At 65.4% G+C, this 23,803-nt stretch carries 23 protein-coding genes; 13 read left to right on the forward strand and 10 right to left on the reverse strand.

What is annotated here, in order from left to right; translation table 11 throughout:
* Positions 1-71: 71 nt before the first annotated feature.
* The 5 genes from AC4HIX_RS01040 to AC4HIX_RS01060 all read left to right on the forward strand — a co-directional run bounded on the left by AC4HIX_RS01040 (position 72) and on the right by AC4HIX_RS01060 (position 5,265).
* Entirely contained in the window at positions 72-914 is an 843-nt protein-coding gene (locus AC4HIX_RS01040; protein WP_490397525.1) for a ferritin-like domain-containing protein, read from the forward strand.
* Positions 915-1,004: 90 nt separating this feature from the next.
* Positions 1,005-1,541, forward strand: a complete 537-nt coding sequence (locus AC4HIX_RS01045) for a ribosome modulation factor (protein ID WP_475051857.1) — start codon at positions 1,005-1,007, stop codon at positions 1,539-1,541.
* 238 nt (positions 1,542-1,779) lie between these two features.
* Complete coding sequence (locus tag AC4HIX_RS01050; RefSeq protein ID WP_475051855.1) at positions 1,780-3,111, forward strand: DUF5930 domain-containing protein; 1,332 nt, start codon at positions 1,780-1,782, stop codon at positions 3,109-3,111.
* Positions 3,101-3,649, forward strand: coding sequence for a bactofilin family protein (locus AC4HIX_RS01055; RefSeq protein WP_490397526.1), 549 nt, complete (start codon positions 3,101-3,103; stop codon positions 3,647-3,649). Before AC4HIX_RS01050 ends, AC4HIX_RS01055 begins: the two co-directional genes overlap by 11 nt.
* 245 nt (positions 3,650-3,894) lie before the next feature.
* Entirely contained in the window at positions 3,895-5,265 is a 1,371-nt protein-coding gene (locus tag AC4HIX_RS01060) for a calcium-binding protein (protein WP_490397527.1), read from the forward strand.
* A 51-nt stretch (positions 5,266-5,316) separates the two neighbouring features.
* Here the strand turns inward: AC4HIX_RS01060 and AC4HIX_RS01065 are convergent, their stop codons facing one another.
* From AC4HIX_RS01065 to AC4HIX_RS01075, 3 genes are all read right to left on the reverse strand, one after another.
* Entirely contained in the window at positions 5,317-6,279 is a 963-nt protein-coding gene (locus AC4HIX_RS01065) for a DUF3179 domain-containing protein (RefSeq protein WP_490397528.1), read from the reverse strand.
* A 164-nt stretch (positions 6,280-6,443) separates the two neighbouring features.
* Complete coding sequence (locus AC4HIX_RS01070) at positions 6,444-6,992, reverse strand: peptidylprolyl isomerase (RefSeq protein WP_490397529.1); 549 nt, start codon at positions 6,990-6,992, stop codon at positions 6,444-6,446.
* Positions 6,985-7,491, reverse strand: coding sequence for a peptidylprolyl isomerase (locus tag AC4HIX_RS01075; protein WP_475043031.1), 507 nt, complete (start codon positions 7,489-7,491; stop codon positions 6,985-6,987). Before AC4HIX_RS01075 ends, AC4HIX_RS01070 begins: the two co-directional genes overlap by 8 nt.
* Before the next feature lie 139 nt (positions 7,492-7,630).
* Here AC4HIX_RS01075 and AC4HIX_RS01080 point away from each other — a divergent pair, with 139 nt between their 5' ends.
* The 7 genes from AC4HIX_RS01080 (at position 7,631) to AC4HIX_RS01110 (ending at position 14,390) form a co-directional block, all read left to right on the forward strand.
* A complete protein-coding gene (locus tag AC4HIX_RS01080; RefSeq protein ID WP_490397530.1) occupies positions 7,631-8,824 on the forward strand; it encodes a phosphoglycerate kinase in 1,194 nt (397 codons plus the stop codon).
* 168 nt (positions 8,825-8,992) lie between these two features.
* The gene (locus AC4HIX_RS01085; RefSeq protein WP_490397531.1) at positions 8,993-9,634 is read left to right on the forward strand and encodes a hypothetical protein; all 642 of its coding nucleotides are present in this window, start codon (positions 8,993-8,995) and stop codon (positions 9,632-9,634) included.
* Positions 9,635-9,797: 163 nt separating this feature from the next.
* Positions 9,798-10,097 (forward strand): FtsB family cell division protein, encoded by a 300-nt coding sequence (locus tag AC4HIX_RS01090; RefSeq protein WP_475051837.1) that lies wholly within the window; start codon positions 9,798-9,800, stop codon positions 10,095-10,097.
* A gap of 299 nt (positions 10,098-10,396) precedes the next feature.
* Positions 10,397-11,410, forward strand: a complete 1,014-nt coding sequence (gene pdhA / locus AC4HIX_RS01095; RefSeq protein ID WP_475051836.1) for a pyruvate dehydrogenase (acetyl-transferring) E1 component subunit alpha — start codon at positions 10,397-10,399, stop codon at positions 11,408-11,410.
* A gap of 16 nt (positions 11,411-11,426) precedes the next feature.
* Entirely contained in the window at positions 11,427-12,800 is a 1,374-nt protein-coding gene (locus tag AC4HIX_RS01100; protein ID WP_490397532.1) for a pyruvate dehydrogenase complex E1 component subunit beta, read from the forward strand.
* Positions 12,801-12,808: 8 nt separating this feature from the next.
* Positions 12,809-13,069 carry a hypothetical protein gene (locus AC4HIX_RS01105; RefSeq protein ID WP_475051831.1) on the forward strand — a complete coding sequence of 87 codons (261 nt, stop codon included), beginning with the start codon at positions 12,809-12,811 and terminating at the stop codon, positions 13,067-13,069.
* A 1-nt stretch (position 13,070) separates the two neighbouring features.
* On the forward strand, positions 13,071-14,390 hold the full coding sequence (locus tag AC4HIX_RS01110; protein WP_490397533.1) for a pyruvate dehydrogenase complex dihydrolipoamide acetyltransferase: 1,320 nt from the start codon (positions 13,071-13,073) through the stop codon (positions 14,388-14,390).
* A 168-nt stretch (positions 14,391-14,558) separates the two neighbouring features.
* Here the strand turns inward: AC4HIX_RS01110 and AC4HIX_RS01115 are convergent, their stop codons facing one another.
* Both AC4HIX_RS01115 and cysE read right to left on the reverse strand, forming a co-directional pair.
* Positions 14,559-15,623 carry a PLP-dependent cysteine synthase family protein gene (locus AC4HIX_RS01115; RefSeq protein WP_490397534.1) on the reverse strand — a complete coding sequence of 355 codons (1,065 nt, stop codon included), beginning with the start codon at positions 15,621-15,623 and terminating at the stop codon, positions 14,559-14,561.
* A 297-nt stretch (positions 15,624-15,920) separates the two neighbouring features.
* Positions 15,921-16,742, reverse strand: coding sequence for a serine O-acetyltransferase (gene cysE / locus AC4HIX_RS01120; protein WP_475051826.1), 822 nt, complete (start codon positions 16,740-16,742; stop codon positions 15,921-15,923).
* A gap of 107 nt (positions 16,743-16,849) precedes the next feature.
* Between cysE and AC4HIX_RS01125 the strand changes: the two genes are divergently transcribed.
* The gene (locus tag AC4HIX_RS01125) at positions 16,850-17,164 is read left to right on the forward strand and encodes a TraR/DksA family transcriptional regulator (RefSeq protein WP_490397535.1); all 315 of its coding nucleotides are present in this window, start codon (positions 16,850-16,852) and stop codon (positions 17,162-17,164) included.
* A 366-nt stretch (positions 17,165-17,530) separates the two neighbouring features.
* Here the strand turns inward: AC4HIX_RS01125 and AC4HIX_RS01130 are convergent, their stop codons facing one another.
* Genes AC4HIX_RS01130 through AC4HIX_RS01150 form a run of 5 tightly spaced genes read right to left on the reverse strand, consistent with a single transcriptional unit; the run spans position 17,531 to position 23,802 of the window.
* On the reverse strand, positions 17,531-17,839 hold the full coding sequence (locus AC4HIX_RS01130; RefSeq protein ID WP_490397536.1) for a DUF7742 family protein: 309 nt from the start codon (positions 17,837-17,839) through the stop codon (positions 17,531-17,533).
* Positions 17,836-21,750: a baseplate multidomain protein megatron gene (locus AC4HIX_RS01135; protein ID WP_490397537.1), complete on the reverse strand. Its 3,915-nt coding sequence runs from the start codon at positions 21,748-21,750 to the stop codon at positions 17,836-17,838. The genes AC4HIX_RS01130 and AC4HIX_RS01135 overlap by 4 nt, the downstream gene beginning before the upstream one ends.
* Complete coding sequence (locus AC4HIX_RS01140; RefSeq protein WP_490397538.1) at positions 21,750-22,289, reverse strand: NlpC/P60 family protein; 540 nt, start codon at positions 22,287-22,289, stop codon at positions 21,750-21,752. The genes AC4HIX_RS01135 and AC4HIX_RS01140 overlap by 1 nt, the downstream gene beginning before the upstream one ends.
* Complete coding sequence (locus AC4HIX_RS01145) at positions 22,286-23,173, reverse strand: DUF2163 domain-containing protein (protein WP_490397539.1); 888 nt, start codon at positions 23,171-23,173, stop codon at positions 22,286-22,288. Before AC4HIX_RS01145 ends, AC4HIX_RS01140 begins: the two co-directional genes overlap by 4 nt.
* Positions 23,170-23,802 (reverse strand): phage distal tail protein, Rcc01695 family, encoded by a 633-nt coding sequence (locus tag AC4HIX_RS01150; RefSeq protein WP_490397540.1) that lies wholly within the window; start codon positions 23,800-23,802, stop codon positions 23,170-23,172. Before AC4HIX_RS01150 ends, AC4HIX_RS01145 begins: the two co-directional genes overlap by 4 nt.
* Position 23,803: the final 1 nt, after the last annotated feature.

The following is a 23,803-nucleotide window of genomic DNA, read 5'->3' on the forward strand; positions in this document are numbered from 1 at the left end:
TCCGTTTCCGCTCTGGACTCCGCCGCCTGAATCAGGTGAACCCGGGCCAGCCGCTGCAACAGGAGACCCGCATGACCGATCAGCCCCTAACGCTCGCAGAACGCGCCGCCGAGGTGCTGAACACCGCGGACGGCCGGCAGAAGACAGCCCTGTCGCGCCGCCATGCAGCCGAGTGGTTCGCCTTCCGCAATGGCACCGGGCCGGACATCGCAATCGGCACCGCGTCACCGCCCATGCACCCGGCCCGGCCCGATAAGCCTGAGCTGCTGCATCCCCGCGACGTGCCCAAGCGCAAGCCGGGGTCAGAGGCGGGCCGCATCGCGCTGCTGCACTCCGTGGCCCATATCGAACTGAACGCCGTCGACCTGCACTGGGACATCATTGCCCGCTTTTCCCATGTGCCGATGCCGATGGGCTTCTTTGATGACTGGGTGAAGGCGGCGGATGAGGAATCCAAGCATTTCAACCTGATGTGCGACTGCCTTGAAGCGCTGGGCAGCGACTACGGCGCCCTCCCGGCCCACGCCGGCATGTGGCGCGCGGCAGAGGACACGGCGGAGGACCTCATGGGCCGCCTGGCGGTGGTGCCAATGGTGCTGGAGGCGCGCGGGCTGGATGTGACCCCCGGCATGATCGAAATCTTCCGCAAGGCGCAGCTCACCCAAGCCGTCGAAGCGCTGGAGGTGATCTATGCCGAGGAGGTCGGCCATGTCGCCTATGGCTCCAAATGGTTCAACTTCCTTTGCGGCCGGGACAACCTGGACCCTAAGGAGGTGTTTCATGCGCTGGTGCGCAAATACTTCCACGGCGCCCTGAAACCGCCCTTCAACGAGGAAAAGCGCGCCGATGCCGGGCTGCCGCCGGATTTCTACTGGCCGCTGGCCGATCAGGCGCGGGACCTGCCGGGCCGCTGAGCCCCGGCGGCGCGCCTTGCCGGCCGCAGCCGCCTTTACCGGACTGCCGCAGCCGCCTAGACTGGGACATCTGGACAACCGGGTGATCCCATGTTCGAAAACGATTTCCCATTGCTGAGCACAGCAAGCCTCGTGGCCCTGATCCTGCACACGGCACGATCCGGCCCGGTGACGCTGGACAGCTGCGAAAAGGCGCTGAACGGCCTGTTCCGCCAGGCCAATGAAACACCCGGCCTGCCTCCTGACGATTTGCGCGAACGGCTGGCCGGCCATCTGTCGGACCTGGAAATCGCCGGAATCCTGGTTCCGGGAGAGGCGCTGCCGGGCGAGGCGTCCAGCTGGCGCCTGACCAGCCGCGGCCATCAGGCCCTGGCCCGGCATCCAGAAGGGCTCGACCAGACCGACCTCGCCAAATACCCGGAGTTTGCCGCCCACTTGCGCGACACCGCCCACAAACCCTGCGGCATGGACCCGCGCGCGCACAGCTATGACGAGGGCTTCCGCGCCTGCATGGACGGTCAGCCCTTCACCGGCAACCCCTACGCCTTCGACACCGCCGACCACCAGGCCTGGGAAAGCGGCTGGACAGAAGCGCAGGAGGAACGGCGGAAAGGCCAGCCCGGCTGACCAGCCCGCCTCAGGCACGGCGCGCCCGCTGACCGGGCCGGACCTTACACGCTGACCTTACACTCTGAAACTTCGGCAGGTTTCCGCCTATCCGCCCGCCCTGCCGGCACGATCCCCGTCCAGCGGGTCAACAGGCTTGCCCAATCCGCCCGCCCTGTCTATTCACTTCGCCCAAGGCACCGGATCCGCCCTGCGGCCGCGGTGCGGAACGGGACAGGGACGGAACAGGGAACGGACTTTGCGCACACGGCTCGCGATCAAAATACACGCCTTTCTGGAACGCCGCTTTCCCGAGCGGCGGGTGTTCCTGAAATCCGACACTGACACGCGTTTCATCCGGCTGCGCTCGGAAACCCAGCTGGCCGCGGTGGCCGGCATCACCCTGTTCGTCGCCTGGGCCATTGTCGCCACTGCCATCGTGCTGATGGACAGCATCGGCGCCGGCAACTTCCGCGAGCTGGCCAAACGCGATCAGCAGACCTACCGGGAGCGGCTGAACGCGATCTCGGCGGAGCGCGACGCCCGCGCCGAAGAAGCCCTGGCAGCACAGGAGCGGTTCAACGCCGCGCTGGCCCAGATCTCGATGATGCAATCTGAGCTGCTGGCCTCGGAAACCCGCCGCCGCGAGCTGGAAACCGGGATCGAAGTGATCCAGACCACCTTGCGCGACACCATGAGCGACCGCGACGGCGCCCGCAAAGCCCTGGCGCAGCTCAAGGAAGAAACCCAGGACGAAAACGCCGCCCCGGCAGTCATGGCCAGCGCCGTGGAGCAGATGGACATGCTGGCCGGCGCCCTGACCGACACCGCGGCGGAACGCGACCGGATCATGGCCGACGCCCGGGACGCCATCGGGCAGCGCCAGGAGCTGGAGCTGGAATTGCAGCTGATGGAGGAGCGCAACGGCCAGATCTTCCGCCAGCTGGAAGAAGCGGTCGCGGTCTCCATCACCCCGCTGGACAAGATGTTCCGCAATGCCGGCATGCCGCCCGACCGGATCCTCGAGCAGGTGCGGCGCGGCTACAACGGCCAGGGCGGTCCGCTCAGCCCTTTGGCGATGTCGACCCGGGGTGAGGAACCCGCGCCGGAGGAACTGCGCGCCAACAAGATCCTTGCCCGGCTGGACCAGCTGAACCTGTACCGGCTGGCGGCCCAGAAGGCGCCCTTCGCAACCCCTGTCAACCTGGGCCAGGTGCGCCAAAGCTCCGGCTTCGGCTACCGGCGCGACCCCAAGACCGGCGGCCGCCGCCTGCACAAAGGCTTCGATTTTGCAGGCCGCACCGGCACCGATATCTTTGCCACCGCGGATGGCGTCGTGACCCACGCGGGCTGGCAATCCGGCTACGGCCGCCTGGTGACGATCCGCCATGCATTCGGCATCGAAACAAGATACGCCCATAATTCGAAACTCCGCGTTAAGGCCGGCCAAAGGGTCTCGCGCGGGGATCACATTGCTGATATGGGTAACACCGGACGGTCCACCGGGACCCACCTCCACTATGAGGTGCGGGTCAACGGGCAACCTGTAAACCCCATGATCTATATCAAGGCTGCGAGAAATGTTTTCTAAGAGCAAAATCAACGAGCCCGGGCCGAAGCAGGCCGACGCAACCCCGGCTGCCCCTGCCTCTGCCGCTCCGGCTGCGCCGGCCGCCAGCGAGTACAAGGCCAGCGCGCCCAAGGCCAAGCCCGCCGCGTCGCTGCTGAGCTCGGATCTGCACATCACCGGCAACGTCAAAACCACCGGCGACATCCAGGTCGAAGGCACCGTCGAGGGCGACATCCGCGCGCACCTGCTGACCGTTGGCGAGACCGCCACCATCAAGGGCGAAGTCACCGCCGATGACGTGGTGATCAACGGCCGCATCGTCGGCCGCGTGCGCGGCCTCAAGGTGCGCCTGACCGCCACCGCCCGCGTCGAAGGCGACATCATCCACAAAACCATCGCCATCGAAAGCGGCGCCCATTTCGAAGGCTCCGTGCAGCGCCAGGACGACCCGCTGAACCCGGGCGGCCGCAAGGCGTCCCCGGCACCGGCTCCGGCCGCAGCGCCTGCCCCCTCGGCAGCGGTTCAGGCCGCAACCGCCGCGCACAAGGCCGATAACTGAACAGGCGAACGGCTGGCGTTCAGCACGGCCGGGTCTGACAGGGAAAAAGAAACGCTGCAGGGGAAACCTTGCGGCGTTTTTTCTTGCGGGGAACACTCGTAAAAGCTGCAAAAAAGCTACAGTAACCTGGCGGAACGGATTTCCTTGCCTTGAACATTCCTCCTTGCTCGGGCAACAGACCTTAAAATTGCGTTGACCAACCTGGTTTCAACTAAAGCTTTGCCAGAACCAAGGAGCTGTTCCCAATGGCTACGTTTACCGTGAATGATTCCAGCAACAGCTGGGATGTGGGCGATCTTCAAACCTTCCGGGTCCTTAACCCGACCGCGGGAACCGTCAACAGCAACCTCCTGGAAATCAACGGCACCACATACAGCGGCGCCAGTTTCTTCGGCAGGTTCACGGGCAGTTTCAGTTCATTTGGCTCATCCGTTTATGGAACGATCACCAGCATCACATTCCAGATCGACGGATCAACCGTCTTCACGGCCAGCGGTCTGGACGTGTCCTTCACCAAATACTCCAATACCTATAACCCCTCCGCCTTCGAGGAGGATGCCACCAAAGGCAACGACCTCTTCACCATCGAGTCGACCCTCGGCAGCAGTTGGGAACTGGGTGATGGCAATGACACCATCAATGCGGGAAGCGGCTGGGACTACATCTATGGCGGCAGCGGAACCGACCGGCTGATCGTCGATGGCGCATTCTCCGGCGCCAGCTTCTCCTCCAGCTTCAACCGCACAATCCTAGACGGACCGGACGGCCGCGACACCCTGAGCTCCATCGAGTTTGTTCAGTTCACGGACCGCACTGTCAGCCTGAAGGCCGGGACCTCATATTCCAACTCTCTCAGCGGCGACACCAGGACGGCGACATCCCACGATGTCCTGCTCGGCGGTGGCGGCAACGACAGCCTCAACGGCCTCTCCGGCCACGACCTGCTTCTGGGGGAAGACGGCAACGACAAGATCACCGGCCACAGCGGCAATGACACTCTGCGCGGCGGCTTTGGCAACGACACGCTGAACGGCGGCTTCGACGCCGACCGCCTGCTCGGCGGCAGCGGCAACGACAGCATGGCTGGCGGCGAGGCGCGGGACACCCTGCACGGAGAGACCGGCGACGACAGGCTGAACGGCGACGCCGGCAACGACGTTCTCGGCGGCCAAAGCGGAGCCGACCTGCTGGATGGCGGCCGGGGCAGCGACCGGCTGCACGGCGGCGGCGGCAAAGATGTGATCAAGGGCGGCAGCGGCAAGGATCTGGTCGAGGGCGGCAAAGGCGGCGACCGCCTCTCCGGCGGCGGCGGCAATGACACCCTGTCCGGCGGCACTGGGCGCGACGTTCTGCTGGGCAAGAAGGGCGACGATCATCTTACCGGCGGCAGTCACGCCGACACCTTCGTATTCCACAAAGGACACGGTAACGACACGATCACCGATTTCACCGCAGGCGAGGACCTCATCGGGATCGGCCGCGGTGCATCCCGCCTGAGCCAGCTGGAGTTTGAGCAGCAAGGCGACGATGTGCTCGTCTCCTTTGCCGATGTCACCATCCTGGTGGAGGACATCAGCGTGGCGCAGCTGCAGGATGCGGACAACTTCCTGTTCTAAGGTGACTTTTTCCAAAATTGCAAAGGCGCGCCCTGCCCGGCGCGCCTTTCGCTATTTCAGCATCCACGTGCCGTCCGGCCAGAAGGCATGGAAGGCAAAGGCAAACATCACGTCATGCGCCACGTCGCGCCCCTGCCTGTCCCGCACCCGGACGGAGCCGATGTCGCGCCCCTTGGCAATTGTGCCCGCATCCAGCGCCGAGGCCTGCCCGGCCCGCCAGCTCAGCACTACACCGGACTCGCGGATCTCGCCTTCGCGCGCCAGCCGCGTCAGCGGCCACGCGCGGCTGCCCACGCGCACCACCCGCGCCATCGGTGCCAGCCCGTGCGGCGGCGGCGTGCCGTCATACAGGAACGGCCAGTCCGACCTGTCGTAATTCACATAAGGGTTCTGACCATAGCGCCGGTTCCAGCCCGGCTGCGCCATCACCAGCCCGTCCGGGTTGCGGGCGGTGAATTCCTGCCAGCTTTCCACCCAGCTGGGCAGGCTGGCCAGCCGCTGGCCGCTCATCCTGCCGACAATGGCGGTGCCGACCGCCTGCTGCCACCAGCTTTGGGTCTCGCGGTCGTACATCACAAGATCGGAATACCGCAGCTTGCCGGTGACCCCGAAACTCAGCACCCCGGCAGGCGTGCGCCGGTCAAAGGTCATCGCGGAGTTGCACAGCGGGCAATAAGTCACCGCCACCGGCACCCCCGCCACCACGTCGTTCACGATCTCATGCCAGGTCAGGTAGCGCAGCGGATAGGCCCGCGGCCGGGCGCCTGCCAGTTCCAGCGTGATCACCGGCTCGCGCGGCTTGATCCGGCGGTCCTTGGCGGCCTCCACGAACTGCGGCACATCCAGCGCCGGGATACCGTCCTTGGGCACCCCGCCAGAGCGGATCTGCTCCCAGTCCTTCACCAGCGATTGGCTGAAGTCGGTTTTCGGCCACTCCCGTTTCCACTCAGCAGGCCCGGCCAGGGCCATCCACGGAAACACCAACGCTGCACTCAGCAACAAGCGTTTCAGCATCGCACATCTCCCTTGCCATCAGTCATAAGGGGGCTGATGCGACCGGGACAGGGGCAGACACGCGCTTGTGACGGCAGTTCAACATGTGGTGCCCCCGCGCCAAAGCAAAGGCCCGCTTCCCTCGCGGGAAACGGGCCTCGCCAAAGCTGTTCAGGCTCGCGGCCTTAGTCGGTCACGCTCACCTTGGACATGGTGTCGGGCTGGCCGATCACCGCGCCATTGGGGCCATCGCCGCGCTTGATCGCGTCGACCACATCCATGCCCTCGGTCACCTTGCCGACAACCGTGTACTGGCCGTCCAGGAACGGGCCCGGCGCGAACATGATGAAGAACTGCGAGTTGGCGCTGTCCGGGTTCTGGGAGCGGGCCATGCCCACCACGCCGCGGTCATAGGTGATGTCCGAGAACTCAGCCGCCAGGTCGGGGCGGGCAGAACCGCCCTGCCCGGCCCGGCGCATGTCGCCGCCGGCCTTGCCGAACTCGACATCGCCGGTCTGCGCCATGAAGCCCTCGATCACGCGGTGGAACACCACGCCGTCATAGGCGCCTTCGGCGGCCAGCGCGGTGATCTGCTCGACATGCTTGGGCGCCACATCCTCGAACAGGTCGATCTGAATGGTGCCGTTGGCTTCGCCTTCGACCTGGATTTCCAGACCGGTGGCAAAGGCAGGCCCTGCCGCCAGCAGGGCCACCAGCGAAAGCGCCTTACGCATCCGCAGCCACCTTGACAGAGATCATCCGGTCCGGGTTCGCAGGCGGCTCGCCGCGGGTGATAGCGTCCACGTGCTCCATGCCCTCGATGACACGGCCGTACACGGTGTACTGGCCGTTCAGGAAGTGGTTGTCCTTGAAGTTGATGAAGAACTGCGAGTTTGCCGAGTCCGGGTTAGCGGAACGCGCCGCGCCCAGGGTGCCGCGGTCATGCGGCAGCTTGGAAAATTCGGCCGGCAGGTTCGGCAGGGAGGAGCCGCCAGTGCCCGCCATGCGGATGTTGAAGCCGTCTTCCATGTCGCCATTGGCCACGTCGCCGGTCTGCGCCATAAAGCCGTCGATCACGCGGTGGAAGCACACGTTGTCATATTCGCCGGCACGGGCCAGTTCCTTCATCCGCTCGGAATGCTTCGGCGCCACGTCGGGCAGCAGTTCGATAACAACATTGCCGTCTTTCAGCTCGATGATGACGGTGTTTTCGGGATCTTTAATCTCGGCCATCTGGCCCTCCTGTCGTCGAAATTTGCAACGATAGTTAAGGGTAGCGCTCGCAAATGCCAAGGGAGCATTGACTGATACGCAAAAACCCCCGAAACAGCCCGCGGATTTGACTGCACTTTCACCATAAGGGGTCTCGCAGATGGGCTGGAAAACTCTCGACGACATGGATCTGAACGGCAAGCGCGTGCTGGTGCGTGTGGATATCAACGTGCCGATCGTCGACGGCGTGGTGACCGACTCCACCCGCATCCGCCGCATCGCCCCCACCGTTCGCGACATTCTGGCGGCCGGCGGCAAGCCGATTCTGCTGGCCCACTTCGGCCGCCCCGGCGGCGAGCGCCGCGAGAACCTGTCGCTGAACCAGCTGGTGCCGACGCTGGAGCGCGCCTTTGAAACACGCGTGCTGTTTGCCGCCGACTGCGTTGGCGCAGGTGCGGAAGCCGCCGCAGACGCGCTGCAGCCGGGCGAAGTGCTCCTGCTGGAAAACACCCGCTTCCACGCGGCAGAAACCAAGAACGACCCGGACCTGGCCGCCGGCATGGCGCGCCTGGGCGAGGTCTACTGCAACGATGCCTTCTCCGCCGCCCACCGCGCGCACTCCTCGACCGAGGCGCTGGCCCGCCTGCTGCCCGCCTGCGCCGGCCGTCTGATGCAGGCAGAACTGGAAGCGCTGGAAAGCGCCCTGGGCCAGCCCCAGCGCCCGGTGACCGCGGTTGTCGGCGGCGCCAAGGTCTCCACCAAGCTGGAGCTGCTGGGCAACCTGATCGAGAAGGTCGATCACCTGGTGATCGGCGGCGGCATGGCCAACACCTTCCTGGTCGCCAAGGGCCTGCCGGTGGGCGTCTCGCTGGCCGAGCGCATCATGAAGGATACCGCAGCCGAGATCCTGGCCAAGGCCGAGGCCGCAGGCTGCGAGATCATCCTGCCCTCGGACATCGTGGTCGCCAAAAAGTTCGAGGCCCACGCCGAGCACCAGATCCTGGCCGCCGACCAGTGCCCCGAGGGCGGGATGATCCTGGACGCAGGCCCGGACAGCGTCGCCCGCATCATCGAGGTCTTTGCAAACAGCAAGACGCTGATCTGGAACGGCCCCCTCGGCGCCTTTGAGCTGGAGCCGTTTGACGCCGCCACCAACGCCGCAGCTCTCAAAGCCGCAGCGATGACCCGTTCCGGCCAGCTGATCTCGGTGGCCGGCGGCGGCGACACTGTCGCGGCCCTGAATGCTTCCGGCGCGGCCGGCGACTTCAGCTACATCTCCACCGCCGGCGGCGCTTTCCTGGAGTGGATGGAAGGCAAAACCCTGCCCGGCGTCGCGGCGCTGGAAAGCGCCTGAAGCGGCAAAGCCGCATCATAGAAACCAGCACCGGACCGCCGCAGAGTACCTGCGGCGGTTTTCATTTGAGCGGATCATTTTCGGAAATTTACTGCCCGTGCATTAACCGCACCCGCATTTTTGCCCCATTCCACTGTCAGTCAGGCGCCAGCACCGGAGAATTAGTTTATGAAACGTTTTAGATTTTTGTTGGCCATTCTTTTGCTCTTTTGCGCAGCCGCGCTTGCTCATGTCACGTCTCTTGGAAGATCAGTAGCACTGGAAGAACCCGCCCGCATGACAGCGATCGCCAACCGCTATTGCGCGCCGCAATGGCATGCCCTCCCGGATGCCGGCAAAGCCCAATGGCGGCTCTCGTCAGGTGAAAACAAGTTGGACTCCGCCAGCAATTTGCTCCCGGTTGAAAACGATGCACCGGACACCGAAAGCTTTGAGGCGTGGAACAAGCACGCTGCCTCCACTCTAGCGCTGAGAGAGTTCATCCTTTCATTTTTCACCCTGTATGAATCGTTGTCAGTGGACGGCACCGGCAAAACCGAGCAACTCGCCGGCGCCTTCGCGTCGTGGCAGGCGAAATACCGCCTCTGGTCCTGCCTCAGCCTCAACACCGACGAGCGTCGAATTCTTGCGGCAAAGTTCCAATCAATAGACGAGGCAAGTGATGCCGGGGAAATCTATCAGCTCGAAGAGAAGTACGAATGCATGGGCCTTGAACGCATCACCGAGGCCGCTCTCGACCTCAACCCGGCCGAACGCAGCTTTCCAGATCACTTCCGGGAAGTCGTGCAGAAACATCTGCGGGTTTGCTAGCAACCGCAGTTTCCCAGGCCCGCTCTATCACGCATTTTTTCCAAATTTCCCCGCGGCGGGCCGATTTGGGATTCACAAGCAGATTCGCTTGTGGCATTCTGACACCAGACGCCGGCAAACGGCGCTAATACAACTTGAGCAGTAACATACAGGCACTCCCAACGTGACCCGAAGCACCCGGCCGTCTTTTGGCGCCATCGCCTTCTTTGCCATCGCCTTCGCGCTCAGCGCGTACTTCACCTTCGCGGCGGTGCAAGGCGACTTCGGGCTGTTCCGGAGGGTCGAGATCCAAGCTGAGGCAGAAGACCTGCGGCTGGATCTCGGCCGCCTCCAGTCCCAGATCGGCGACATGGAAAACCTGACCCGCCGCCTCTCCGACGACTACCTCGACCTCGACCTGCTGGATGAACAGGCCCGCTCGGTCCTGGGCCTGGTCCGTGCCGACGAGATCGTGATCCGCTAACCGCGGTTCTCCTCCCGCCTCGGCATTTGGCCGAGCGCTGAAACCCGCTGCGGTTTTCCTCCAAGGGAACGGCCTGCCGCCAGCCAAACCGGAAACAGGCTTTCCCTTCTTCACGCAAACAGACATGATGCAGCCGCCCGCCGTGTGCGCCTCCGGGCAGCGTGGCATTTTTGCGCGCCCTCGGCGGTTTTTTACGCGGCGGAAACCCCGCGGCAGAATAACACTATTCAGCCGCGTCAAAACCGGTTATGAATTTGTTTAATGCTAAACTATCTAGCCTGCAGGGGGAGCCGACCACCATGGCCGCTAGAAAAACCACAAAGAAACCAAACGTTTCTGCCGAAGAACTTACCCACTACTACCGCGAGATGCTGCTGATCCGCCGATTCGAAGAGAAATCGGGCCAGCTCTACGGCATGGGGCTGATCGGGGGCTTCTGCCACCTGTACATCGGCCAGGAAGCCGTTGTCGTGGGCCTGGAGGCCGCCGCCGAGGAAGGCGACAAGCGCATCACCTCCTACCGCGACCACGGCCATATGCTGGCCTGCGGCATGGACCCCGATGGCGTCATGGCCGAGCTCACGGGCCGCGAAGGCGGCTACTCCAAGGGCAAGGGCGGCTCGATGCACATGTTCTCGAAAGAGAAGCATTTCTACGGCGGCCACGGCATCGTCGGCGCCCAGGTGCCGCTCGGTGCAGGCCTCGCCTTCGCCGACAAGTACAAGGGCAACGGCCGCGTCACCTTCACCTATTTCGGTGACGGTGCCGCCAACCAGGGCCAGGTCTACGAGACCTTCAACATGGCCGCCCTGTGGAAGCTGCCGGTGGTCTTCGTGATCGAAAACAACCAGTACGCCATGGGCACCTCGCAGCAGCGCTCCACCTCCAGCGCAGAGATCTGGGAACGCGGCAAGGCGTTCGGCATTCCGGGCGAAGCGGTGGACGGCATGAACGTCCTCTCCGTCAAGGAAGCGGGCGAGCGCGCCGTGGCCCACTGCCGCAGCGGCGACGGCCCCTACATCCTCGAGGTCAAGACCTACCGCTACCGCGGCCACTCGATGTCGGACCCGGCCAAGTACCGCACCCGCGAAGAGGTCCAGAAGATGCGCGAGGAGCGCGACCCGATCGAGCAGGTCCGCGACATGCTGCTGACCGGCAAGCACGCCACCGAAGAGGATCTCAAGGCGATCGACAAGGAAATCAAGGAAATCGTTTCCAAGTCCGCCGACTTCGCCAAGGAAAGCCCCGAGCCCGCCCTGGAAGAGCTCTGGACCGACATCTATGCGGATGAAGTGCCGCAGGAAAACGCCTGAGAGGGAAGACATAGACATGGCAACTGAAATTCTGATGCCCGCCCTGTCGCCGACCATGGAGGAAGGCACCCTGGCCAAATGGCTGGTCAAGGAAGGCGATACCGTGAACTCCGGCGATATTCTGGCCGAAATCGAAACCGACAAGGCAACGATGGAGTTCGAAGCCGTCGACGAAGGCACCGTCGGCAAGATCCTGATCGGTGAAGGCACCGAAGGCGTCAAAGTGAACACCCCTATCGCGGTGCTGGTCGAAGACGGCGAAAGCGCCGATGACTACGAGGCCTCCAGCGCCAAGGAAGAAGCCCCGGCCGAGGAAGCGCCCAGCGACGAACCCGCTGCCGCCGCGCCGCAGAAGGAACCCGCCATGCCGGCCAAGGTTCTGGAGCCCGACTACCCGGAAGGCACCGAAATGGTGCAGACCACCGTGCGCGAAGCCCTGCGCGACGCCATGGCCGAGGAAATGCGCCGCGACGAGGACGTGTTCCTGATGGGCGAGGAAGTCGCCGAGTACCAGGGCGCCTACAAGGTGTCCCAGGGCCTGCTGGATGAATTCGGCTCCAAGCGGGTGATCGACACCCCGATCACCGAGCACGGCTTTGCCGGCATCGCCACCGGCGCGGCCTTTGGCGGCCTGCGCCCGGTTGTCGAGTTCATGACCTTCAACTTCGCCATGCAGGCGATTGACCACATCATCAACTCGGCGGCCAAGACGCTGTACATGTCCGGCGGCCAGCTCGGCTGCCCGATCGTGTTCCGCGGCCCCAACGGCGCCGCCGCCCGCGTCGCCGCTCAGCACTCTCAGGACTACGCCGCCTGGTATATGCAGATCCCCGGCCTCAAGGTGGTGATGCCCTACTCCGCCGCCGACGCCAAAGGCCTGATGAAGACCGCGATCCGCGACAACAACCCGGTGATTTTCCTGGAGAACGAAATCCTCTACGGCCGCGCCTTCGACGTGCCGAAAATGGACGATTTCACCATTCCCTTCGGCAAGGCCCGGATCTGGCGCGAAGGCTCTGACGCCACCATCGTCTCCTTCGGCATCGGCATGCAATACGCGCTGGAAGCCGCCGACAAACTGGCCCAGGAGGGCATCTCGGCCGAGGTCATCGACCTGCGCACCATCCGCCCGATGGACCTGCCCACGGTAATTGAATCGGTCAAGAAGACCAACCGCCTGGTCACCGTCGAGGAAGGCTGGCCGCAGGGCTCCGTCGGCAGCTACATCGCCTCGGAAGTCCAGCGCGAAGCGTTCGACTATCTGGACGCGCCGGTTGTCACCTGCACCGGCAAGGACGTCCCGATGCCCTATGCCGCCAACCTGGAACGCCACGCGCTGATCACCACGGATGAGGTGGTCGAGGCCGTGAAACAAGTGTCCTACCGCTAGAGGCACCGATGGAGATCAGGGGCCGCGATCCCGAAACCGAATGCTACCGCGTCACGCTGACCGTCGACGGGCGCACAGTCACCGCACTGGTTCCCGAACGGCTTGCAGCAGACACACGGCTGATCGGTTCGCGGCCCTCCCATCAGGAGGCCTACGTCTGGATGGCCGAATACAAAGACAAGATCGAAGCCGCGATCACCCAGCTGGCCCGCGGCACCAGGCGCCCCAAGGCGCCCTATGACCAAATTGTTCTGATTGAGGAGCGCTGACATGCCCACCGAAATCCTGATGCCCGCGCTTTCTCCCACCATGGAGGAAGGCACCCTTGCCAAATGGCTGGTCAAGGAGGGCGACACCGTCTCCTCCGGCGACCTGATCGCCGAGATCGAAACCGACAAGGCCACCATGGAATTTGAAGCCGTGGACGAAGGCACCGTCGGCAAGATCCTGATCGCCGAAGGCTCCGAGGGCGTGAAGGTCAACACCCCCATCGCGGTGCTGCTGGAAGACGGCGAAAGCGCCGACGACATCCAGTCCTCCGGCACCTCCAGCGGTGGCGCCCCGGCCAAGGAAGAGGCCCCCGCGGTCAAATCTGAGGCCCCCGCAGCCGCGCCCAAGGAAGAAGCCAAAGCCGCCCCCGCTGCCCCTCAGGGCGCCGACGGCAGCCGCATCTTCGCCTCCCCCCTCGCGCGCCGCATCGCCGCCGACAAGGGCCTGGACCTGAGCCAAATCAAAGGCTCCGGCCCCAAGGGCCGCATCGTCAAGGCCGACGTGATCGACGCCAAGCCGCAGGCCGCCAAGGGCGAGGCTCCGAAAGCCGCCGCCAGCGCACCGGCTGCTGCCGCCGCGCCCGCGGCCGGCCCCTCTGCCGATCAGGTCGCCCGCATGTACGAGGGCCGCGAGTACGAAGAGGTCAAGCTGGACGGGATGCGCAAGACCATTGCCGCCCGCCTCACCGAGGCCAAGCAGCAGGTGCCGCATTTCTACCTGCGCCGCGACATCCAGCTGGACGCGCTGCTGAAATTCCGCGGCGAGCTGAACAAGCAGCTCGACGCCCGCGGCGTCAAGCTCTCGGTCAACGACTTCATCATCAAGGCCTGCGCCCTGGCGCTGCAATCGGTGCCGGACGCCAACGCGGTCTGGGCCGGTGACCGGGTCTTGAAGATGAAAGCCTCCGACGTGGCCGTTGCCGTCGCCATCGAGGGCGGGTTGTTCACCCCGGTCCTGCAGGACAGCGACACCAAATCCCTGTCGGCCCTGTCGGCGGAGATGAAGGACCTCGCCGCCCGCGCCCGCGACCGCAAGCTGGCACCGCATGAATACCAGGGCGGCAGCTTCGCGATCTCCAACCTCGGCATGTTCGGCATCGACAATTTCGACGCGGTGATCAACCCGCCGCATGGCGCAATCCTGGCCGTCGGCGCCGGCGTCAAGAAACCGGTGGTCGGCAAGGATGGCGAGCTGGCGGTGGCCACCATGATGTCCGTCACCCTCTCGGTCGACCACCGGGTGATCGACGGCGCGCTGGGGGCAGAGCTCCTGAACGCGATCAAGGACAACCTGGAAAACCCGATGGTGATGCTGGCCTGACAGGCCGCCACCGCGAACATCAAAAGCCCCGGCAAACACCGGGGCTTTTTCTTTGCCTGCCCGCGGGCGGCGACAGAAAAAGGGAGCGCAGCCGCCCCCTTCATCTTTCCAAAAATACTCACCTTCACCACAGCCGCCGCCTGCGAAACGCCAGCGGCGGCGCGCCGGTCAGTACTGATACCCGGGGGTCGAGGCCGACAGCGCGGCCTCACCCTCATCCATCTCCGCCGCAATACCGTCAAACAGCGGCGTCGACAGATAGCGTTCGCCGGTATCCGGCAGCATCGCCAGCAGCACCGAGCCCTCCGGCGCGGTTTCCGCCACCTTGATGGCCGCCGCCAGGCTGCCACCGCCAGAAACGCCGGTCAGGATGCCTTCTTCCGCCGCCAGCCGCTTGGACCAGGCAATGCTCTCGTCTCCGCTCACCGGCTCCAGCGCATCGAAATACCCCTCGTCCAGCGCCTCCTGCAGCACCAGCGGAATGAAGTCCGGAGTCCAGCCCTGAATCGGGTGCGGGTTGAAGGCCGGATGCGTCGCCGCAGGCTCGCCCTCATCATTGCGCTCCTGCGCTTCACCGGATTGCACCAGCGCCGCATTGGACGGCTCGCTGAGGGTGATCTTCAGATCCGGCCGCGCGCCCTTCAGCACCCGGCCCAGGCCGCTCACCGTGCCGCCGGTGCCATAGCCCAGCACCACATGATCCAGACGCTCGCCATTGAAATCACCCAGGATTTCCCGTGCGGTCGTGCTCTCGTGGATATCGGCGTTATCCTTGGTCTCAAACTGATGCGCCAGGAACCAGCCGTTCGCTTCTGCCAGCTCCTTGGCCTTCACCACCATACCGACCGCCTTGTCCTCCTTGCGGGTCAGCACCACCTTGGCGCCCAGCATCCGCATCAGCTTGCGCCGCTCGACCGAGAACCCGTCATGCATGGTGATCACCAGCGGATAGCCCTTGGCGGCGCAAACCATCGCCAGGCCAATCCCTGTATTGCCGCTGGTCGCCTCCACCACGGTCTGCCCGGGTTTCAAGCGCCCCTCGCGTTCGGCGGCCTCGATGATGTTCAGCGCCAGCCGGTCCTTGACCGAGCCTGCCGGATTGAAGGCCTCGAACTTCACATACATGGTGACATGATCCGGCGCGATGCGGTTCAGCCGGATCGCAGGCGTGTTGCCCACGGTCTCCAGGATCGAGCCATAAAGCCGCCCGCGGCCATCGGTTGTGTAAATCATCTTCTGTCCCCGTCTCCCAAGTGCAGTTAACTATCGCGTTCCGGGGGAAATATGCGCCCGCTGCTGCGCCGCCGCAAGCCGCGAGGCCCGCAGCCGCCCGGATTAAGACCAGCCTTCGCCAAAAAAGCGCCAAAGCGGAACCAAAGGCTCAGGTTCCCTCTCCAGATGGATCACAAACCGCCTTCAACGCTTTCATAAGAAACGGCTTTCCCGGGAAATCCGGACACAAGAAAGGGGCGGTAACCGCCCCTTCATCTTTCTCCAAATACTCAAGGTCCGGCCCCTGCGCCGCCCGGCTCACTCCGCTGCGGAAGAGCCCGCCGGCACCACCTGGTCCATGTTGACCGACGGCTGGTCGCAGCCAGCCTCGCCGACGATCTTCGCAGGCACGCCCGCCACCGTGGTGCAGGGCGGAACCTCCGACAGCACCACCGACCCGGCAGCAATCCGGCTGCAGTGGCCGACCTTGATGTTGCCCAGAACCTTGGCGCCCGCCCCGATCAGCACGCCATCGCCGATCTTGGGATGCCGGTCCTGCTCCTCCTTGCCGGTGCCGCCCAGCGTCACCGAATGCAGCATTGAGACATTGTCGCCCACCACCGCTGTTTCACCGATCACGATGGAATGCGCATGGTCGATCATGATCCCCTTGCCGATGCGGGCGCCGGGGTGGATGTCGATCCCGAAGATCTCAGACGTGCGCATCTGGAAGAAATAGGCCAGATCCTTCTGCCCCTGCTTCCACAGGTAGTGGCTGACCCGGTAGGCCTGCACCGCCTGGAACCCCTTGAAATAGAGGATCGGCTGCAGCAGCCGGTGACTGGCCGGGTCGCGCTCGTTGATCGCCATCAGATCGGCCCGCGCCGCCTCAATCAGTTCGGGGCAGCTGTCATAGGCCTCGTCAACGATCTCGCGCAGGACCATCATCGACATCTCGTTGGAGCAGAGCTTGGCAGCGATCCGGTAGGACAGCGCCTTCTCCAGCGTCTTGTGATGCAGGATGCAGGCGTGAATCAGCCCACCCATCAGCGGCTGGGTGGCAACAGCCTCCTCCGCTTCGCGGGTGATCCGGTCCCATACGGGGTCCACCGGGGTGAGGGCTTGCTGGGTTTTGGCCATGGATCTCTCCCTTTCTCCGCTCAGACTACCCATCTAAGGGGGTTTTCCGCAAACGCAAACCCTTGATGGGGTATATTCCGGGAATGAATGAATCGGATCAACAGAAGTTGAAGCACCGGATTGACGCCCGGCTGGAGGAGCTGGCGGCAGAGGATGCCCTTGGCGAAGCCTCCCAGGGAGTGGTGGAACTGGACCAGCAGATGGTCGGCCGCCTGTCACGCATGGACGCCTTGCAGATGCAGGCCATGGCCAAGGCGCAAGCTGCCCGCCGCCAACTGGAAACCCAGCGCCTGCAAACGGCTCTTGCCCGGATGGAAGAGGGCGAATACGGGTATTGCGAGGACTGCGGCGAGGACATCGCCCTGAGGCGCCTTGAACTGAACCCGGCAGCGCTCAAGTGCATTTCTTGCGCGTCGGGGTAGCCCCGCAAATCGGGGTAGACCGGCAAAGAGGCATTTCGCTCCGGGCTGCGCCCGGAACGACCCGCGCCGCGCGCCTGCGGCGCGGCGCGGGGAAACGGTCCCAAATCTCTGGGATCAACCAGCGGCCCTGGAACCTGGAGCCTCCAAGAAGTTTTACTTTGCTGAGAAGCGCTTGAGGGCGCATTCTGCTTCCTCAAGACGCCCGCCCAAACATGTGAGCCAGCCTGACAGCCTCAAGGACAAGCCGCGCCGGGGCGCGGGGACCTGCGGTCCTCCTTGACCCCACGAGGCTGCCAGGGCGCGCAACCGCGCCGCCGCCAGGCGGCGCCCGGCCCAACGGCTGGCCGGGCAGGTTTCCTGCCCGGATCAGCGGGCGGGAGCCTTCCCGGCGGCGTCAAGCACGGCTTCCAGCTCTTCCAGCACCAGCCGGGTGCAGCGCAGGTATTCCGGATCATCCACGAACGGTTCATCCGCCAGCGAATAACGCCGTGCAGCAGCACTCAACGAGCCATCGCCCCACCGCCCATGCAGCCGGCCGAACAAACCCGCATAGGCCGCAGCCTCCGCCGCGCCGCCAAAGATCCTGCGGCACAGGCGCAACCGTTCGCGGTCCGGCACCGCCAGCAGCGCCCGCGCCGCGGCGGAGACGTCGCCGGGCAGCACCGGCCGCCTCATCCCAGCACAATCCGCGCCGCAGGCCCGGCGCCGAACCGGGCCGACCTTTGCGCCACCTCCAGCACGTCTCCGGCCTCGACGCCATCCGCAGCCTGGGCCGCCGCTGGATAACTCCACGCAGGCGTGCCGGACGTCTCCTCCCGCAGCACCGTGCCGCCGCGCATCACCCTGATGCGGTAGGCCTCAACCTCCTCGCCCAGCGGCACCTCGTCCAGGTCCCAGCTGTCGCCCTCGATCCGGGTCCGGCGGATCCAGGCCGCCGCGAAGTCATCGCCCAGCGCGCCGCTCAGCCGCAGATGCACCGGCGCATAGGGCCTCAGGCCATTGCCGTCGAAGCTCTCCTGCCGGTGCACATAGGACGGGTCATACAGCGCGCGGCGGGCAGGCCCGATCCGGTAGTGCCGCACCCGGCGGCGCTGTTCCGGCGCCAGCTCCATCTGTACCGGGGTGCCGTCCAGCAGCACCACGTATGAGTCCGCAGGCCAGACCTCCGGCATCAGCGCATCCGTCCCCTGCTGACCGCGCAAACGGCCGCGCAGCAGATAGGTCTGCGGCGCGATCAGCTCCGCCTCGCGGAACTGGAACAGCTCCCAATTACCGGATGTGCCGTCGCCGATAGCCGCCGCATTGGCCCCGTTCAGCACCGCCTCAACGGTGCGGCTTTCCAGTGTGCCGGAGATCAGCTTCACCTGCAGATCCGCACCCAGATCCCAGCGTCCCGCGCCTGCAGCAAACAGCGGCGTTTCGGTGACGCCCACCACCTGCCGCGCGGCGATCACCTGCTCCAGCGCGTAATTCTCATCCGCCTCGGAGCCATAGACCGCCACGCTGCCGGGCCAGGACTGCGCCGTCAGCGCCAGATGCGGTGCGTGCGGCACCTCATCACCCCGAATCAATGGCAGGTCCATAAACAACGGCAGCACCGGTCCGGGGGCGGCAAAGGCGTTGACCCCCGGCAGCTCTTCCGCCACCGCGGCCAGGTCATAGGTTCCGGGCTCGATCCGAACCGCCTCCACCATCTGCGCTTCGGCCTGTTCCACTCGGTCGATGCGATAGAGCTGATCGCCGCCCGCCAGCGGCAGCGACACCACATCCCCTGCCCCCAGATGCAGCATCGAGGGCGGCAGCTGGAACCGCAGCATATCGCGCGAGATCCGAGCCTCCGCCAGCCAGCGGCTGACAACCTGGCGCGCCTCGGCAGCGGTGAGCGCCAGCGGGAGCTCATTCTGGCTGACGGAATGGGTGGTCTCATCAGGCAGCACCGCCTCCACTGATCCGGCAGCATGGTCGCCGCCCCATTCGGTGAACCGCAGCCGCACCCGGCCCGCCAGCTCCGCCTCGCTGGCGCGGCTCAGTTCCGTCGTGCCCTCCAGCTCCTCGCTTTCGGCCAGATGCTCCAGCGCCAGCGCCTCGGCCCCGGTGCCCTTGCGCATCCGGAATTGCAGCAGCCCGTCGCGTTCCACCGCATCAAACCCATGCCGCAGCATCAAGGGCTGCAGCACCGCACGCGCGTCGCTCACATCCGGGTTCACATAGCCATGCACCACGCCGTAAAGCCGCGAGACATCGAAATCTTCCAGCCCCGCGCGCTCGCACACCTCTGCCACCACCGAGGCCAGCGTGCGCTGCCCGGCCCGCCCGTTCAGCCAATGGCCGCGCAGGTAGTTTTCACCGTCGTTCCAGATCTCCAGGCGGCTGGGGAAGGCCGGAAACGGCCGCGCGTCCCAGGCCCAGACATAGGCGTTGGACATATCCAGCATCGGTCCGCCGTATTCGTCCGAGACCGGGTTGTTCCCCTCCTCCCCCCAATAGCCCAGAATAGCGCGCAGATAGTGGATCTGGATCAGATCGTCGCGCAAGCTGCTGGAATACTTCGGGAGTTTGGATTCCGAGCTTTTCGGGTCCAGGAACTTGTTCGGCTGGTTGGTGCCCTTGTCGATAGCGGCGCAGCCCAGTTCGGTGAACCAGATCGGTTTGCTCTGCGGCACCCAGCCGGTCGGCGCCGCCTGGCGCACCCCGCCGATCCGCTCATGATGCTCATTGAGCCACCAAGAGCGAATATCCTTGTAACGCCAGATCCAAGGTTCATCATGCGCGCCGTCGGTGATCGGGGTACGGATCTGCGCCGCCTCGGCCTCGGGCGAGTGGTAATACCAGTCAAACCCCTCACCGCCCTCCACATTGCTGCGCAGGTAGTCCAGATCATAGATCGCGGGCACGCCTGAGCGCGCGTCCAGGTGATCCTCCCCCTCGCGCCAGTCGCTGAGCGGCATGTAGTTGTCGATGCCGATAAAGTCGATCTCAGGGTCCGCCCAAAGCGGGTCAAGGTGGAAATACCGGTCGCCCTCCGGCGACTGGTATCCCCAGTATTCGGACCAGTCTGCGGCATAGCCGATCCTGGCCTCCGCCCCCAGCAGCAGGCGCACCTCAGCCGCCAAGGCCCGCAGGGCTGCCACCGCGGGAAACCCAGCGGCGCCGCGGATCTGTGTCAGCGCCCGCATCTCCGAGCTGATGCAGAACGCCTCCACCCCGCCTGCCGCCGCACAGAGCGCCGCGTTGTGCAGGATAAACCGGCTGAGGCTCCATTCATCCGGCCCGCTGTAGGTGACAGTACCGTCGCCAACGGTGAAATCCGCCGCCGTGACGGTGCCAAAGAACGACGCCACCTCCGCGTCTGCGGCAGCCGTGCCATCGGGCGAGCCGGGCTGCCCCGGCGCGGCCGAAAGCGTTATCCTGCCACGCCACGGCAGATGCGGCTGGCTGGCGCCGCCGGTCCAGGGATCGGGCAGTTCGTTGCCCTCGGCCTGGTCCATCAGGATGAAGGGGTAAAACATCACCCTCAAACCCCGGCTCTGCATCTCCCGGATCGACTGGATCACCGAGGCATCGGCCGGGGTGCCGCCGTAAAGCGGCGTTGCCTCCTGGGTCAGTACCTGCTCCGCTGATGCCCGGGTCAGCCCGCTGACGCTCCAGGGCATACTGCCCTCGGCGTCTTTGTGTTCCACCTTGGGTTTCAGACTGCACTCTCCGCAACGCAGGTCATCCCCGAACCAGGAGACGATCAGCGAGGCCGCGCCGCAGGACGGCAGCTCCGCCTCCAGCGCGTTCAGAGAGGTCTTGAGGTCCGACAGCCCCGAGGGCGTATGCTCATTGGCCGGCTTGGCATCACCTGGCCCGCCGGAATACTGCACCGTCTCGGCGGCCAGCGCGTACTCGCCAGTGCCGGGCATCAGCGCGACGCCCTGCACCAGCTGGCCCAGATCCTGCGCATATGTGCTGCTGTCCGGCTGCTCCGGCCGCAGCACATCAAAGGAGAACTGCGGCACCCGGTTGCCGAACCGGGACAGCTCCAGGTTCTCGATCACCACGTAAGCCGTGCCGCGGTAGGCAGGCACCTGGCCTGCGCCCTCGATCGCCTCGATCACCGGGTCAGGCAGCTGGTCCTGTGTGCCGCGGTAAACGGTCATGTCCAGGTCTTTGGGCGCCACTTCCTCGCCATCGGCCCAGACGCGGGAGACATGGCCAATCTCCCCCTCGCACAGCGCAATCGCCAGCGACACGGAATAGCTGTAGCTGGTGACCTGCGGCTGGCTGGGACGGCCCTTGCCGCCACCGCCGGAGGTAGTGGAGGTTTCCAGGAACCGCGACGACCAGATCACCTGCCCGCCCAGCCGCATCCGGCCATAGACCTGCCCCACGGGGCTGCCCTCGCTGGACTGGGTCAGGCGGAAGCGGTCCACCTTGCCGGTTTCCACCGGGGCCGAGCCTGAACCCAGCAGGCGGTCGTCGATCATGCCGCCCAGCGTGGCGCCCACCGCCCGGCCGATCACCGCGGATGAGAGGCCCGCGACAGTGCCGCCGATTGCGCCGCCAACCGCCGCGCCCGCGGCCGAGAGAAGAATAGTTGCCATCAGATCAGCTCCTTCGGGAAGTGAAACCGCGCCACGATGCGGCGCTGCCAGGGCGGGCTCAGCGGGCTTTCCACCACCCCGTGGCCCGCATAGGCGTGGATGAAGGACGGTGTGCTGCGACCAGCAACCGCCCGGCCGGCAGGCCGGGCAGCGCCCGTCCCGCCCCCCACGGGGCGGGCGCTTCGCACCCTCCCCGCCGGGCCGGGCGCTGCCCTCAGTTCTGATAAAGACGCCTGCACCCCCAAATGCTTGGCCACCGATCCCTCGCGCATCCGGAACAGGATTACATCGCCGGGGGCGGCATCGCTCAGCGGCTTTGCCGCCAGATGCCGCGCAGCCGCTTGCCACAGTGCCTCGGCTCCCTGCGGCTCGGACCAGTCCATCGTATAGGCGGGCGGCAGCTCCGGCTCAGCCCCATACAGCTCCCGCCACAGGCCCCGGATCAGGCCAAGGCAATCGCAGCCCGCGCCCTTGCGCGAGGCCTGATGCACATAAGGCGTGCCGATCCAGCCGCGCGCGGCCTGCACCACCCGGCTCATCGCCGGCTGCCCCCTGTGTTCACGCCAGACTGGCGCGGCACCGCCATCACCCAGTCTTCGCCCGGAATGTCCGGGAAGCCCTGGAAGTTCAGCAGGTTGTTGAACTTCAGCCGGCAGGTCTCCATCCGCTTGTCACAACCCGCCTCCAGCCGCAGCATGTCACCCGGCTGTACATCGGCCCGGACCGGCTCCCACAGCGTAATCCTGCGGCCGTCAGCCTTGCTCTGATCGGCCTTCACCGGCGCCCACAGGCCCTCAGCCGCGCCGCTCAGGACCGTCAGCCGCCCGCCGGTGAACCAGTCGGGCTCAAACCCCGGCAAGGCATCCCAGCGGAACTCCTCGTTTCGCTCCACGTCTGCGGCGGCCAGCTCCACGGCATAGCCTGGTGTTGACAGTTCAAACCCGCAAGCGGCATCGCCCAGAACTGCGGTGCAAGGCTTCTGGTAGATCCGCCCAAGCGGCCTGTTCAGCGCCTCGGTCAGCCCGCGCAGTTCCGCCTCAAAGGCGCCGGCGGCGCGGCGGATCTCGCCGATGGAGCCGCGGAACTGCAGCCAGCGCATTGAGACATCCTGCCAGTTGACCAGCCAGCAGCGCACCTCGGCGCCGTCGAACCGGCCTGCCTCGATGTCCTCCTCGCGCACGGCAGCGTCGCTCAGCACCCCGAGCGCCTCGGTATTGTCGACCGAGAGTCCCGTGGCCTGCTGCACCGCCCGCGCCGTCAACCCGCTGCCGGGCTGAAACGCCAGCTCGTCGAACCGCAGCACACAGTCATGGTCGGTGAAACCCAGCACCACGCCGTCGCCCCGCGTCAGCGCCCAGCAGCGGCACAGGGTGGTGATGCCGCTTTGCACATGGGCGCGGAATGCTTCGGACAGCCCGCTCATACCCGCACCTCCACCACCGGCACAGCCGGCGCTTCACCCGCCTGAAAGGAGGCGACGCTGGTCTGGATGCTGCCAGTGTCAAAGCGCACCGGCACGTCGAACTCGAACCCCGCATTGATGCTGAGGCCCGCTTCGGGCGGATGTGCCAGAGTGATAAGGCCGGTGGCGGTGTCCAGTTCATAATCGACACTCTCGCGCAGCTCATCCTGTTCGATACCGACCCGCACCGTGCCCGCCACCGGTTTGGCAATCGGGCGCTGATAGGTGAATTCGCCTGAACGGTAGGTCTTGGCCAGCTGAAATGTCACCGTGCTGCCATCGCCGGTGGCGATCACCTGATCGCGGAAATCGGGGTCAGCGCTGGGCCGGGCGGATTTGTAATCGCTCCAGTCCTTCCAGCGGAAGCCGTAAAGCTGCCCCTGGCGGGCCTCGAAGAAGGCAATCAGCGTCTCGATATCCTCCAGCGCGCGCAGGCCGAGCCCGGCGTCATAGCGGCGGCGGGAGTGCGCCCAGGGCGTGTTGCGCTCCTCGAACCCGTTGGCGAGCGTCACCACATCGGTGCGCCGCTCAGGGCCGCCGACGGAGCCGAAGCTGAGCGAGGCGGGAAAGCGGACTTCGTGGAAATTCATG

The organism is Leisingera sp. (genome assembly GCF_982940295.1).

Coding starts and splice junctions, on each gene's coding strand:
- AC4HIX_RS01040 (WP_490397525.1), top strand. CDS start 72: ATGACCGATCAGCCCCTAACGCTCGCAGAACGCGCCGCCGAGGTGCTG.
- AC4HIX_RS01045 (WP_475051857.1), top strand. CDS start 1,005: ATGTTCGAAAACGATTTCCCATTGCTGAGCACAGCAAGCCTCGTGGCC.
- AC4HIX_RS01055 (WP_490397526.1), top strand. CDS start 3,101: ATGTTTTCTAAGAGCAAAATCAACGAGCCCGGGCCGAAGCAGGCCGAC.
- AC4HIX_RS01060 (WP_490397527.1), top strand. CDS start 3,895: ATGGCTACGTTTACCGTGAATGATTCCAGCAACAGCTGGGATGTGGGC.
- AC4HIX_RS01065 (WP_490397528.1), bottom strand. CDS start 6,279: ATGCTGAAACGCTTGTTGCTGAGTGCAGCGTTGGTGTTTCCGTGGATG.
- AC4HIX_RS01070 (WP_490397529.1), bottom strand. CDS start 6,992: ATGCGTAAGGCGCTTTCGCTGGTGGCCCTGCTGGCGGCAGGGCCTGCC.
- AC4HIX_RS01075 (WP_475043031.1), bottom strand. CDS start 7,491: ATGGCCGAGATTAAAGATCCCGAAAACACCGTCATCATCGAGCTGAAA.
- AC4HIX_RS01080 (WP_490397530.1), top strand. CDS start 7,631: ATGGGCTGGAAAACTCTCGACGACATGGATCTGAACGGCAAGCGCGTG.
- AC4HIX_RS01085 (WP_490397531.1), top strand. CDS start 8,993: ATGAAACGTTTTAGATTTTTGTTGGCCATTCTTTTGCTCTTTTGCGCA.
- pdhA (WP_475051836.1), top strand. CDS start 10,397: ATGGCCGCTAGAAAAACCACAAAGAAACCAAACGTTTCTGCCGAAGAA.
- AC4HIX_RS01100 (WP_490397532.1), top strand. CDS start 11,427: ATGGCAACTGAAATTCTGATGCCCGCCCTGTCGCCGACCATGGAGGAA.
- AC4HIX_RS01105 (WP_475051831.1), top strand. CDS start 12,809: ATGGAGATCAGGGGCCGCGATCCCGAAACCGAATGCTACCGCGTCACG.
- AC4HIX_RS01110 (WP_490397533.1), top strand. CDS start 13,071: ATGCCCACCGAAATCCTGATGCCCGCGCTTTCTCCCACCATGGAGGAA.
- AC4HIX_RS01115 (WP_490397534.1), bottom strand. CDS start 15,623: ATGATTTACACAACCGATGGCCGCGGGCGGCTTTATGGCTCGATCCTG.
- cysE (WP_475051826.1), bottom strand. CDS start 16,742: ATGGCCAAAACCCAGCAAGCCCTCACCCCGGTGGACCCCGTATGGGAC.
- AC4HIX_RS01130 (WP_490397536.1), bottom strand. CDS start 17,839: ATGAGGCGGCCGGTGCTGCCCGGCGACGTCTCCGCCGCGGCGCGGGCG.
- AC4HIX_RS01135 (WP_490397537.1), bottom strand. CDS start 21,750: ATGGCAACTATTCTTCTCTCGGCCGCGGGCGCGGCGGTTGGCGGCGCA.
- AC4HIX_RS01140 (WP_490397538.1), bottom strand. CDS start 22,289: ATGAGCCGGGTGGTGCAGGCCGCGCGCGGCTGGATCGGCACGCCTTAT.
- AC4HIX_RS01145 (WP_490397539.1), bottom strand. CDS start 23,173: ATGAGCGGGCTGTCCGAAGCATTCCGCGCCCATGTGCAAAGCGGCATC.
- AC4HIX_RS01150 (WP_490397540.1), bottom strand. CDS start 23,802: ATGAATTTCCACGAAGTCCGCTTTCCCGCCTCGCTCAGCTTCGGCTCC.